General features: G+C 50.3%; 11 protein-coding genes. All 11 read left to right on the top strand.

Annotation, left to right across the window (positions count from 1 at the left end; translation table 11 throughout):
- The first annotated feature begins 113 nt into the window (after positions 1-113).
- Positions 114-1463 (top strand): aminomethyl-transferring glycine dehydrogenase subunit GcvPA, encoded by a 1350-nt coding sequence (locus GX135_01095; GenBank protein NLN84683.1) that lies wholly within the window; start codon positions 114-116, stop codon positions 1461-1463.
- The gene (locus tag GX135_01090; GenBank protein NLN84682.1) at positions 1456-2922 is read left to right on the top strand and encodes an aminomethyl-transferring glycine dehydrogenase subunit GcvPB; all 1467 of its coding nucleotides are present in this window, start codon (positions 1456-1458) and stop codon (positions 2920-2922) included. Before GX135_01095 ends, GX135_01090 begins: the two co-directional genes overlap by 8 nt.
- A gap of 18 nt (positions 2923-2940) precedes the next feature.
- On the top strand, positions 2941-3576 hold the full coding sequence (locus tag GX135_01085) for an OmpH family outer membrane protein (GenBank protein ID NLN84681.1): 636 nt from the start codon (positions 2941-2943) through the stop codon (positions 3574-3576).
- On the top strand, positions 3573-4619 hold the full coding sequence (gene lpxD, locus GX135_01080) for a UDP-3-O-(3-hydroxymyristoyl)glucosamine N-acyltransferase (GenBank protein NLN84680.1): 1047 nt from the start codon (positions 3573-3575) through the stop codon (positions 4617-4619). The genes GX135_01085 and lpxD overlap by 4 nt, the downstream gene beginning before the upstream one ends.
- The gene (locus GX135_01075) at positions 4612-6009 is read left to right on the top strand and encodes a bifunctional UDP-3-O-[3-hydroxymyristoyl] N-acetylglucosamine deacetylase/3-hydroxyacyl-ACP dehydratase (protein ID NLN84679.1); all 1398 of its coding nucleotides are present in this window, start codon (positions 4612-4614) and stop codon (positions 6007-6009) included. The genes lpxD and GX135_01075 overlap by 8 nt, the downstream gene beginning before the upstream one ends.
- Complete coding sequence (lpxA, locus tag GX135_01070) at positions 6006-6779, top strand: acyl-ACP--UDP-N-acetylglucosamine O-acyltransferase (GenBank protein NLN84678.1); 774 nt, start codon at positions 6006-6008, stop codon at positions 6777-6779. Before GX135_01075 ends, lpxA begins: the two co-directional genes overlap by 4 nt.
- A gap of 135 nt (positions 6780-6914) precedes the next feature.
- On the top strand, positions 6915-8018 hold the full coding sequence (locus GX135_01065) for an undecaprenyl/decaprenyl-phosphate alpha-N-acetylglucosaminyl 1-phosphate transferase (GenBank protein ID NLN84677.1): 1104 nt from the start codon (positions 6915-6917) through the stop codon (positions 8016-8018).
- A complete protein-coding gene (locus tag GX135_01060) occupies positions 8015-9454 on the top strand; it encodes a hypothetical protein (protein NLN84676.1) in 1440 nt (479 codons plus the stop codon). The genes GX135_01065 and GX135_01060 overlap by 4 nt, the downstream gene beginning before the upstream one ends.
- Before the next feature lie 2 nt (positions 9455-9456).
- Positions 9457-10089, top strand: a complete 633-nt coding sequence (locus GX135_01055; GenBank protein ID NLN84675.1) for a hypothetical protein — start codon at positions 9457-9459, stop codon at positions 10087-10089.
- 9 nt (positions 10090-10098) lie between these two features.
- Positions 10099-10542, top strand: a complete 444-nt coding sequence (locus GX135_01050) for a hypothetical protein (protein NLN84674.1) — start codon at positions 10099-10101, stop codon at positions 10540-10542.
- Positions 10543-10593: 51 nt separating this feature from the next.
- Positions 10594-12679: UvrD-helicase domain-containing protein (locus GX135_01045; protein NLN84673.1), on the top strand; the 2086-nt coding region annotated here is incomplete at its 3' end.

The following is a 12679-nucleotide window of genomic DNA, read 5'->3' as shown; positions in this document are numbered from 1 at the left end:
CGGGGATAAAAAAAGCCTTGGTTCTTGTCCATATTAAGGATTGACATAAACCGCCCCCTGAAAATGATTGTAAGAAATCATAAAATCTGTATTCAATATGCAATGGAGAGAAAATGCCCTATATATCAAACACCGATGAAGAGCGGCTTCAGATGCTCAAGCGCATCGGGGTGGACAGTTTTGACGAACTGATCTCCGCCATCCCTGAACATCTGCGCATGAGCGGCCCGCTCAAACTTGAACCGGCTCTCACCGAGCTGGAAATCACCAGGCGCATCAACGAACGTGGATGTGGAAACGTTTGCGTTGAAGACGCCAATTCTTTTTTGGGAGCTGGGGTTTATGACCATCATATCCCCGCGGCGGTTGATACAATCGTCTCCCGTCCTGAATTTGCTACCGCCTACACGCCCTATCAGGCTGAAGTGAGCCAGGGCACGCTGCAATTCATCTATGAATACCAGACCATGATTTGCGAATTGACTGGTATGAGCATTGCCAACGCTTCCATGTATGACGGCGCCTCTGCCGCAGCCGAAGCCATTCTGATGGCGGTGCGTAAAAACAAGCTGAAAAAAGCCGTGCTTTCCGGAGCGCTGCATCCTGAATATTTAAAAGTTATCAAAGCCTACACGGAAGGGATTGGAATCGAATTGGTGATTTGTCCCACCGCGAATGGCAAGACCGATGCTCAGGCTTTGGCTGAGCTGGTGGACGACAGTGTTGGCAGCGTTGTGATACAAACCCCGAATTTTTGGGGAAATATCGAACCGATGCAAGAGCTGGAAAAAGCCGCGCACAAAAATCCCAAGGCTTTGCTGATTAGCGCGGTTGACCCCATTTCGCTGGCGGTTTTGGCTGCGCCGGCAAGCTATAATGCCGACATCGTTGTGGGCGAAGGTCAGGCTTTGGGCAATGGAATGTATATGGGCGGACCGCTCTTTGGGTTTTTTGCCACAAGGCTGGAAATGGCCAGATCGATGCCCGGCAGGATTGTTGGCGGAACCCTGGATATTGAAGGAAAACGGGCTTACGCGCTCACCCTTCAGGCACGTGAACAGCATATCCGGCGCGAGAAAGCGACCTCGAATATCTGCTCGAACCAATCGCTTTGCACCCTGGCGGCGACAGTTTACATGACCCTGTTGGGGCGTGAAGGCTTGATTGAAGTTGCCACCCAGAGCGCGCAGAAGGCTCACCACTTGGCGGACAAGCTGGCAGCCATCAAGGGTTTTTCCCTGCCTTTCGCGGGTCAGCCCTTCTTCAAGGAATTTGTGTTGCAGTGCCCAGTTCCAGCAGCTCAGGTGGTTGAAGATATGTTGAATCAAGGCATTTACGCGGGGGTGGATCTCGCCCGCTTTGGAATGGATGAACGCTGGCTGTTAATCGCGGTCACCGAAAAGAAGACTTTGGCGCAGATTGAAGAATATGTTGATGCTTTGGGGGAGATGAATTATGAGTAAGACCATTTTTGAACACAGCATTCCGGGTCGCAAGGGCGTAACCCTGCCTCCGCGGGAATTGGACACGGCTTTGAAAGACATCATTCCCTCCGAATATTTGAGGGAAAATCCTGCCCGCTTGCCAGAGGTGAGCGAAATGGACGTGATGCGCCATTATATCGGGCTTTCCCACAAAAACCACTTCATCGAAAAAGGGCTTTATCCTCTGGGTAGCTGCACGATGAAATACAACCCCAAAATCCATGAAAAACTGGCGGGAAAATCCTGCTTCAGCCAGTTGCATCCATATCAGCACGAGCTTACTTTGCAAGGTTCGCTGGAAGTTCTGTATGAATTGCAAAAGGATTTGGCTGAGATTTCCGGAATGGCACAGGTGACGCTGCAACCCGTGGCTGGCGCGCAGGGTGAATTCACCGGTATCAAGATTATTGATGCCTACCACAAAGCCAAGGGCAACCTGCACAAAACCAAGATTATTGTGCCGGACAGCGCTCATGGAACAAACCCAGCCACCTGCGCGTTGGTGGGGTTTGATGTGGTGGAACTGCACTCGGATGAGCGCGGACGCTGTGACATCGAGCACCTGCGCAGCATCGTGGACGAAAACACCGCGGGATTCATGCTTACGAATCCGAACACTTTGGGTCTTTTTGAAGACCAACTGGAAGAAATCGCCCGCATCATCCACGATGTGGATGGGCTCATCTATATGGATGGCGCGAATCTGAACGCCATCATGGGCATCGTTCAACCCGGAAAAGTGGGATTCGATGTCATTCATTTTAACCTGCACAAAACCTTTTCCACACCTCACGGCGGCGGTGGTCCCGGAGCCGGACCCGTTGGCGTGGTGGAAAAATTGCTGCCCTATTTGCCAGTGCCGATGGTGGCGAAAGAAGAAGATCGCTATTTCTTCGATTATGGACACGCGGACACTTCCATCGGAAGGGTGCACAGTTTTTATGGAAATTTTGCCGTGCTCTTACGCGCCCACATCTATATCAAGATGCTGGGGCCCGAAGGTGTGCGCCGGGTTGCCGAAAACGCTGTGATTAATGCCAATTATCTGATGGCGCTCCTCAAGGATCACTATCACATCCAACACCTCGAGCATTGCATGCACGAATTTGTGGCGGATAGCAGTTGGCAGAAAAAAGAATATGGTGTGAACACTTTGGACGTCGCGAAAAGGCTGTTGGACAAGGGTTTTCACGCCCCGACTGTATATTTCCCCCTCATCGTTCCGGAAGCCATGATGATTGAGCCCACGGAAACCGAAAGCAAGCAATCCATCGAAGCTTTTGCCGAGGCGATGATAGAAATTGCGCAGGAATGTCGCGACAATCCAGAATTACTTAAGGAAGCCCCTCTCACCACGCCTGTGCGCAGGGTGGATGATGTTCGTGCGGTGAAGTTTTTGGACGTAGCCTTCCCGCTGGGGGAATCCCAGGAAAATTAAAAGCTTTTGGAGAAGCAAATGAAGAAAATACTAACGATTCTGGTGGGAATCCTGCTACTGACAGCCAGCCTTGTGGCAGACGTCAAGCTCGGTTATGTGAATACAGACAGATTGATGATGGAAAGCAATGAGGCTGCCGAAATTTCGCGCCTTTTCAATCTGGACAAACAAAACTGGACAAACCAGATAAAACAACTGGACGACCAGATCAAGCAGATGGAGCGAAGCTTCGAGATTGATAAACTCACTAAAACTGAAGCCGCGAAACGCGACGCGCAGGCAAAGATTGATGCCAAAAAAGTTGAAGCCGGACGCCTGCTGGAAGAGTATTTTGGCGAAGGCGGCAGGGCTGAACAGCGCTATCGTGAATTGATTGAACCACTTACGCTGAAAATACACAACCTGATTGTGAAGACAGCGGAAGACGAAAAATATAGCATGATTTTCGACGTGAGCATGGGCACTGTTCTTTACGCTCTTCCCACGATGGACCTCACGGAACAGCTTTTATTGGAACTGAATAAAGATACCTTGCCACCTCCTGAAGATGATTTTTTGAAAAATGAACTGGAATATGAAGACCCATTCAAAACCGACGATCCCTTTGGTGATGGTGGTTTTAAGGATGACCCCTTCCAAGATTTCAAGCCATGAGGCGTTTTAGCATTGCCCTGAGCGGAACACGCATCCAGGAGATTTGCGGCGGGGAAATCCGCGGTGATGAACGGCGGGAGTTTTCCTGTGTGGCAGAATTTGCCCAGGCTGGGGCGGATTGCGTTGCATTCCTTGAGCAGGATAATCTGCTGGAGGAAGCCAGGAACTCCCTGGCTGGAATGGTAATCTGCCATCCAGACAAAGCGGAGCTTTTGCCCCAGCGTGTGCTATTGCTGCATCCCAAGCCTGGTCTGGCCATGTTGAAGCTGACAAGCTGGTGGCTGGATGCTTCCAGACCCAAACCGCCACCTGGAATTCACCCCAGCGCGCTGGTGGATCCAACCGCGCAGGTGAGCCCTGAAGCATATATCGGCCCATTTTGCGTCTTGGAAGCCGGTTGCCGCGTTGGAGCTGGCGCTGTCATCGGCGCGAACTGTTATTTGGCTGAAAACTGTGCCGTCGGCGAGGGTAGTGTTTTCTATCCAAATGTCCGTATTTACGCGGATTGCGAGATTGGGAAAAACTGCATCCTCCATAGCGGCGCGGTTGTGGGCGCGGATGGATTTGGTTTCAGGCTGGAGGACGGGGTTCAAATGAAGATTCCCCAGGTTGGAAACGTCGTTGTGGGCAACGATGTGGAGATTGGAGCCAATAGCTGTATCGATTGTGGCACATTGGCTTCCACCACAATCGGTGATGGCTGCAAGATTGATAACCTGGTGCAGATTGGGCATAATTGCCGCGTTGGCAAACACAGCATCCTCTGCGCTCAGGTTGGTTTGGCAGGCAGCACAGTGATTGGAGATTACGTCTATCTGGCTGGGCAGGTTGGGATTGCGGGACATCTCAGCATTGGAGACCGCGCTGTGGTTGGCGCCCAAAGTGGCGTCACGCGTGATCTTCCTGCTGATGGCCTCTATTGGGGCACCCCGGCAATGGAAGCAAAAAACCAAAAGCAGATCACAGTTCTGCAAAGGAAACTGCCCGAGATTTACAGTCAGCTACGCTGGCTGATGAAAACAAGGACACAGAACCATGACTGAAAATAAACATACCATACAAAAACCAGTGAGCTTCACCGGCATCGGACTGCATACCGGAGAAGCTGCCACAGTTCATTTTAAACCGGCTTTGGAAGATGAAGGCATCATCTTCGTCCGTACAGATTTACCGGATAATCCGGAGATTCCCGCCGATATTGATCATGTTGTGGATATTTCCCGCGGCACCACCATCGGGCTGAACGATGCAAGGGTTGGAACCATTGAACACGTTCTGGCTGCCATCAAAGGCTTGGGAATCGATAATATCCGAATTGAGATTGACGGCGGGGAAGTGCCTGTTGGAGACGGTTCCGCGCTGCCCTACATAGAGCTTTTGAAGGAAGCTGGTCTGAAAGAACAAAACGCGAAGCGTGAATATTTCGAATTTGATGAAGCCATCAGTTTTTCCAATCCTGAAGAAAATGTGGATGTGGTAATCGTGCCCTCAAACGAGCTGAAGGTGACCTTCATGATAGATTATCAGCATCCATATCTGGGAACGCAGTACACATTTATGTCTGGCATTGACCAATTTGAAAAGGAATTTGCCGGAGCCCGAACCTTCTGTTTTATCAACGAGATAATGGAGTTGCGGAAACATGGTTTAATCCGGGGCGGGTCTTTGGAAAACGCGCTGGTGATTGGCGAGCCAGAAATGAAGGAAGACGAGCTGGAGAAACTGCGCGAAGTTTTTGAATATGATGAACCCATCACTGTTTCACAACAGGGAATTTTGAACAGCCATCCTCTGCGCTATCCAAACGAATTTGTGCGCCACAAGGTTTTGGATTTGCTGGGCGATATCGCGCTTTTGGGAATGCCCATCAAAGGTCATATTCTGGCGGCTCGCAGCGGACACAAAACAAATGTGGAACTGGTGAAAAAGCTGCGCGGCATTCAGCTCACCCAGGAATTGAAAAAGAAATATCAAAGCGATTTGCATAAAGATGTGATCTTTGATGTGAATGCCATCATGCGCATCATTCCACATCGTTATCCTTTCCTGCTGGTGGATAAAATCATCGAGTTCGACCCTGGAAAATCCATTGTTGGCATCAAAAATGTGACGATTAACGAACAGTTTTTCCAAGGACACTTTCCAGGACATCCCATCATGCCGGGAGTTTTGATTGTGGAAGGGATGGCTCAGGCTGGTGGCATCATCCTTCTGCGCGAGATGGAAGACCCCACCGAATGGGTGGCATATTTTGCCTCCATCGACAACGTGAAATTCCGCAAACCCGTTCTTCCAGGAGACACTCTGCGCTATGAGATGAGGGTGGTTTCCCTGAAGCGCAACCTGGCAAAAATGCGTGGCGAAGCCTACGTTGGAAAAGACAAAGTGGCAGAAGGAGACTTCATGGCCATGCTGCAAAAGAAAGAACAATGACCCAGATACATCCCAGCGCCATTGTTAGTCCCGACGCCGTGATTGGCGAAGGTTGTCAGATTGGTCCTTTTTGTCAGATTGGACCGGATGTGGTTCTTGGAAAGGGAAACATCCTGGTTTCAAACGTGATTATCGATGGCTGTTCCCAGATTGGTGATAACAACCGTTTCTTCTCTTTTGCCGTGATTGGCACCGAATCCCAAGATATGAAATATCAGGGTGGAAAAACCGGCCTCCAAATTGGCAATGGCAATACCATCCGGGAATTTGTGACCATGAATCGCTCCAGTCAAGAAGGTGGTAAAACCATTCTGGGAGACCGCAACCTGATGATGGAATACGTGCATGTGGGACACGATTGTGTGGTTGGTTCCGACTGCGTGGTGGCAAATTCGGTGCAAATGGCTGGACATCTTGTGATAGATGATAAAGTCAGCATCGGCGGCATGACCGCGATTCATCAATTTGTGCGTGTGGGGTACCATGCCTTTGTGGGCGGCGCTTCCGCTGTGAAAAAAGACATCGCCCCCTTCACCCGCGGGATGGGAAATCCCTATAAAACAGTGGGTTTAAACAGTGTTGGATTGCTGCGTGCAGGATTTGCGAGCGAGACCCTGGAAGCCATCAAAAAAATCTACCGGCTCTTTTATCGCCAGGGATTGAATGTTTCCCAAGCCTTGGAAGCCCTCGAAAAATGGGATTCCCTGACATCGGAACAGATGATATTTACTGATTTTGTTCGTGCTTCCCAGCGAGGATTGTCCAATTAGGTGTCACAAGTGTTGACAAAAACAGCCTTGAAGACTTTTGGAATTTCAAAGGATGTGGGAAAATCACAAAACAAAGCCATGACCCTGTGAAACCCGCAGCCTGTCGACTGACACCTAAAACAATGGAGTGTGATAATGGAAAATAGGACATGGGAATACATTAGTGTATTCATTATGTCCTGGTTGCTCGTTTATGGCCTGACGCCGTTCATAATCAAGCTTGCCAGGGCGCTGAACTTCGTGGACAAACCCGAAGCCCGCAAAATGCACCTGACCAGCATTCCCTATATGGGCGGGCTCAGCGTATTCATCGGCTTTTTCCTGCTTTGCATCTACGACGTGAGTCTTTCCGCCAGCCGCAGCTTCGATACCGCGATGTTGGGTTATTTGGGAGGCTCGTTCCTAATCATGCTGATTGGTCTCATCGACGACCGCAATGGCATGAACCCCATCATCAAGCTCTTGGGTCAGGTGGTGGTAAGCCTCAGCTTCATTCTCAGCAATTTTCAGTTACCAGAGCTGAATCAGATGTTTGGTTCAGTCTATATTTCCCTGCCCGCCATGGTGTTTTGGATGGTGGGGCTGATGAACGCCCTGAACTTTTTGGATAATATGGATGGCATCCTCAGCGGAATGGCAGGTATTTTGGGGTTGGGATTTTTCGCCTTCAGTCTGGCGAACACAAACAACAGCAACGGTTTGGAAATGGCATTCATCGGGCTCATTTCCCTCAGTTTTGCGGGAAGTTCGCTGGGTTTTCTGCCCTACAATTTCAATCCCGCCAAAATCTTTTTGGGCGATGCCGGCTCCATGTTCATCGGATATTTTCTGTCATCCATGGGAATCCTGATGGCGCGTTACGCGGTGATGAGCCAGGAAAACAATCTCTTTTATCTGCTGCCGGTGCTGTTTTTAAGCTATGCCATCTTTGATATTTCGCTGGTGAGCTACACTCGCAAACGTGATGGCAGGCACGTGATGCAGGGTGGCAAAGACCATTCCACCCACCGCATCAACACAGCTCTGGGCTCCATCAAAATCACGGCGCTCATCATCTATGCCATAAACATTCTCATCGTGCTCACCACCATCATTGTATTCATCACAGGGAGCGAGGTTTTGCTATTGGTTGCCACCCTGATGCTCGCCACTTTTTTCATTGTGTTCGGCCGCAAACTGGACCAAATCCCCATTTTTGTGCCCAGCAACCAAAAGAAGGAAAATTCAAAGAAAAAATGAACGGACACAGATTTCTGAACCAGTCCCGCCCCAAAACGCGGCTTCTTTTTCTGCTGCTCATTTTGTTGTTGATGACACTGGGCGCATGTGAAATAAACCGTTACAACAGCGCGGAAGACCATTATAACAATAGACGTTACGCTGCCGCGATTCAGGAACTGGACGATTATATCCTAAACGGAAACAACGGCGCTCTCATCACCCGCAGCGAAATCCTGCGCGGGCAGTGTTATTACGAACTGGGGCTCATGGCATTGCAGCGAGAAACCTATGATCTTGCCATCAAGTTTTTCAAACTCTCCAATTCTCCGGATTCGGATCAAGCCCTGGCAAGGATCTATAAAAACATGGCAGACGTTGCGTTACAGCAGGATAAACCCCGTCTTTCCCTGGATTTTGTGAACAGCATCATCCGCGAAATTCCCCGTTCTGAACTCAAGGCTGAAATGCTTTACCGCAGAATTGGCTTCCAACTGGATACTTTCATCGACCACGAAGGCGCCTGGCAGGACTATATGTCCCTTTACGATGGATATCCCAACAATCCGAATGAAGTTGCCGCGCGAAAACTGGTCCAGCGCATCGTGCCCGCCAGGGTGGAACACGCCAAAAGGCTATACGGTTCAGGATATTACAGCGACGCGCTGCGCATTCTCTTCGAATTGGGAAAATATCCCGTGGTGGATGGCGAAGCGAACAACCGCTTGATTGCGGAAGCCTATATCGGCCAGGCGGAAAGCTTTCTGACCAGCGAAAACTACCTGGAAGCAGACCGCATTTTCCGCATTGCCGTGCAATATGACCCTGCCAAAAAAGCCGAAGTGGATAGACGCCTGGAACAAGTCGCATCTCTTTTCATCAGGCGCGGAAATGAACTGGTGGCACAGCGGGATTTCGACAACGCCCTGCTCCACTACCAAAAAACCTACGACATCATCCCGGATTATGCCCAGGCAAACCAGGCAATTGCGCGCATGAACACCATCAGGGAAAACGTTGTCCGCTCCCGCGAAATCCAAACTCAGGCCGAAAAATCCGAACTGGCTGGAAAATATTCCGAAGCCCTGAACCTCTATCGCCAGGCCAGCTCACTGGACGACAAAGCCGAGCTTGCCACAAAGATTTCTCAGATGCAAAATCTTATCGCTGCCGAATCTAATCCTGCCGCCTTCGCCCAGCGCATCATAAACGAATATCGCGGCGGCATCCTGAATTCCCGCATAAACAGGCAAAAACAAGAACTGTTACGGGCCTACACCGCAAACGAGATTCGTGATTCCGGCTGGAAAGTGATGAGCTCTTCCGGGCAATTCAGATATGAAGCGCGCTACGACCTGGTTACCCCAACCATCTCATACTATTACGTTTGGCAGGTGAACTTGCGCGATCGCAGCATCACCCCTCTGAACAAATTATCCGAAAAATTGATGGAATAAGCATGCGCAAAACGATTTTGACTCTTTTCAAGCGGACTTACCGGACTGTCCTGCCGTCATTTGCCCTGATTCTAATTCTGCTGGCGCTTGTTCCCAGCCTTGCCGCTCAAGACCAATTTGACATCACAGCTTTTTCCGACAGCACCAAATATGGATGGGAAGATTGGCGTGACAGAAATGTTTACCGTGTGGATCTGATTGAGCGCCAGGAACTTCTGCAAATATACGAAATGGAATCCAGCCAGATTGGCAGTTCCATTCTAAAATCAGCCCTCATTCCCGGCTATGGCCAGATCAGCAGCAAAGCCTGGACGAAGGGGACCGTGTTTTTGGGTGCGGAATTGCTCTCCATGGGGGTGTCGCTATACTTTTTGGATCGCAGCAATTACTACTATGGCAAATACTTGGAGTCCACCCAAATAGATGATATCCAGTATTTTTATAGTGCTGCCCAAAAACCCAGATACTATTCTTGGATGTTCATGGCGCTGGGTGCCGTGGTTTGGGGTTACAATATCTACGATGTTATTCTCACCACAGATGCTTACAACGCCCAAGTTTGGCAGGAAATTCTAGAGCGCCACGGCAAAAAAACCATCAGCATGGGTCCGGAAGGAATCCAATTGCGATTTTAGGATGTAATGATGAAATTTAGAAACCTAATCCTGCTCTTATGCCTCATCCTGCTGACCTCCTGCATGGTGAAACGCAACAATCCCCTAGACCCGATTGGAAATCCGGATATCATTGTGCCAGATCAAGTTAGCGGCCTGCAATGTTTTGCCTCCGGTGTTGGGGCAACGAATAAATATGTGGAATTGCGCTGGAATGCCAACCCTTCCTTAAACACCGACGGCTATTATATTTACATGGGTCTTGCCTACAATTCGGAATACGCGGTTGTGGATACAGTTACCACAAACGTCAGCGTCAGCAGCCACGGCGGCAAACCCTGGCACAGCGTTAAAGCTGGCGATTACTGGTATAAAGTTGCCGCTTTCAGGGATGTTTACGACGAGGACGGTAAAGTTTTGGGCAAACTGGAGGGACGCCGCAGCGAGCCCCGATTTATCAGGGTTCCGGCTTAAGACAACGCCTCCCTCTCAACTAAGCTAATGAAACCTAATATCTTGGAGGATTTGAACCCCCGGCAAAGGGAGGTTGTGACCAATACCGAAGGCCCGCTTCTGGTGCTTGCTGGCGCGGGAAGTGGAAAAACCCGCAGCATCATCAGCCGTTGTGCCTGGCTTCTGCGCGAAAAAAACGTTAAACCCTGGAACATTTTGGTGGTCACTTTCACGAACAAAGCCGCGAGCGAGCTGCAGGAAAGGCTTGCCGCCATGCTTGGCTTCCCTGTTTCGTCTCTCTGGGTGGGCACTTTCCACAGTATTTGTTCCCGCATTCTGCGTCACGAATCGGCTTCCCTGCCTTTTGGCTCGAATTTCAGCATTTACGATGAAGACGCCAAAAAATCCCTCCTCAAAAAGATTTATAAAGAACATGGCATCGACGCCAAGAAATATCCCCAGCAAAGCGTCCACATCAGGATTAGCCGCTATAAAAACAGACTGCTTTTACCGGAGGATTTGGAGGCGAATCAGCCTCTGGAATCCAAGAAAGGCGATGACTACGAAAGCGTCGTCCTGCGGGTTTATTCTCTCTACCAGCAGAGGATGCTTCTGAACCAAGCCTTGGATTTTGACGATATCCTGCTTTACACCGCGAAACTTTTGGAAAGTAATTCCAGCGTTCGCGCCAAATATAGCGAAATCTTTCAATATGTAATGATTGACGAATATCAAGATACGAACCAGGCACAGTTCGAAATCATCCACCAAATCGCCAAAGATCATCAGCGCGTTTGCGTTGTGGGCGATGACGACCAGGCCATCTACAGCTTCCGCGGCGCCACAGTGCGCAATATCCTTGAATTTGAACAGGATTACGACCAGGTGCAGCTCATCCGCCTGGAACAAAATTACCGCAGCACGAGCCGCATTCTTGATTTGGCAAACGCCATCATTAAACACAACCGCCGCCGCCATCGCAAAGACCTCTGGAGCGAATTGGGCGAAGGTGAAAAGCCCATCCTGCTCAGCTTCCAAAACGAAACCGAGGAAGCCGACGAAACCGCCCGCATGGTGAAGAATCTGAACCGTGAAGGCGTGCCCTACAGCCAGATAGCGATTCTTTACCGCACGAACGCCCAATCCCGCGTTTTCGAATACGCCTTCACGCAAAACCGTATCCCGCATACGATTGTGGGCAGTCTCCATTTTTATCAGCGCAAGGAAATCCGCGACCTTTTGGCATATCTCACCGTGCTGTCAAATCCCGCGGATTCGGAAAGCCTTCTGCGGATTATAAATGAACCTCCGCGCGGCATTGGCCAAACCACCATCACCCGCTTGCTGGGACACGCCGCCAAAATCCGCAGCCCGCTCTATCAGGCTCTGCAAATGAGCCAGGATATCACTGAGATCGGTCCCGGCATCCGCAAAAAACTGGCGGAATTCGCTCAAACCATCGAAAGCTGGAGAAACGCGGCACAACACACGCCCGTGCTGGATTTGGTGAAAGAAATCCTCGACCATCTCGATCTCATCTCACTTTATAAACGCAGCCAGGATCCCAAGGACATTTCCCGCGTGGAAAACCTTGTGGAATATGTGAGTTCGGTCAGCGAATTTGCTGAACACTGGGCGGAGGAACACGACAAACCCGCTCTGCTGGTAGATTATCTGCCTTTCGTGGCGCTGCAGACCGATATGGATGTGGCAGACCGCAAAGAAGACAGCGTGCGGCTGATGACGCTCCACAACGCCAAGGGTTTGGAATTTGACTGCGTTTTCATCACTGGCTTGGAAGACGAACTCTTGCCCCATCGCATGAGCATGGACAGCACTTCCGAAATCGAGGAGGAACGCCGCCTTTTTTATGTTGGCGTAACCCGCGCCAAAACCAGGCTGCTGCTGAGCCACGCCCGCTCCCGCCGTATCTACGATTCTTTTTGTTTCACCAAACCCAGCCTCTTTTTGCAACAGCTTGACGCCAATCTTTTCGCCGGGAACAGCGACCAGGTGGATCTCGTACCCGGGCAGCATGTGCGTCCCAAGGTTCGGAGCCGTATCTCCGAGAAGGACAAGAAGTTCCGCATCGGCCAAAAGGTCTGGCATTCGGAATATGGCGAAGGGGTCATCCTCAGCGTGGATGGCACCGGAAGCG

The sequence above is a fragment of the Candidatus Cloacimonadota bacterium genome (genome assembly GCA_012522635.1).
Lineage (GTDB): Bacteria > Cloacimonadota > Cloacimonadia > Cloacimonadales > Cloacimonadaceae > Syntrophosphaera.
This window is presented reverse-complemented; position numbering and strand designations above follow the sequence as displayed.

Coding starts and splice junctions, on each gene's coding strand:
- GX135_01095 (NLN84683.1), top strand. CDS start 114: ATGCCCTATATATCAAACACCGATGAAGAGCGGCTTCAGATGCTCAAG.
- GX135_01090 (NLN84682.1), top strand. CDS start 1,456: ATGAGTAAGACCATTTTTGAACACAGCATTCCGGGTCGCAAGGGCGTA.
- GX135_01085 (NLN84681.1), top strand. CDS start 2,941: ATGAAGAAAATACTAACGATTCTGGTGGGAATCCTGCTACTGACAGCC.
- lpxD (NLN84680.1), top strand. CDS start 3,573: ATGAGGCGTTTTAGCATTGCCCTGAGCGGAACACGCATCCAGGAGATT.
- GX135_01075 (NLN84679.1), top strand. CDS start 4,612: ATGACTGAAAATAAACATACCATACAAAAACCAGTGAGCTTCACCGGC.
- lpxA (NLN84678.1), top strand. CDS start 6,006: ATGACCCAGATACATCCCAGCGCCATTGTTAGTCCCGACGCCGTGATT.
- GX135_01065 (NLN84677.1), top strand. CDS start 6,915: ATGGAAAATAGGACATGGGAATACATTAGTGTATTCATTATGTCCTGG.
- GX135_01060 (NLN84676.1), top strand. CDS start 8,015: ATGAACGGACACAGATTTCTGAACCAGTCCCGCCCCAAAACGCGGCTT.
- GX135_01055 (NLN84675.1), top strand. CDS start 9,457: ATGCGCAAAACGATTTTGACTCTTTTCAAGCGGACTTACCGGACTGTC.
- GX135_01050 (NLN84674.1), top strand. CDS start 10,099: ATGAAATTTAGAAACCTAATCCTGCTCTTATGCCTCATCCTGCTGACC.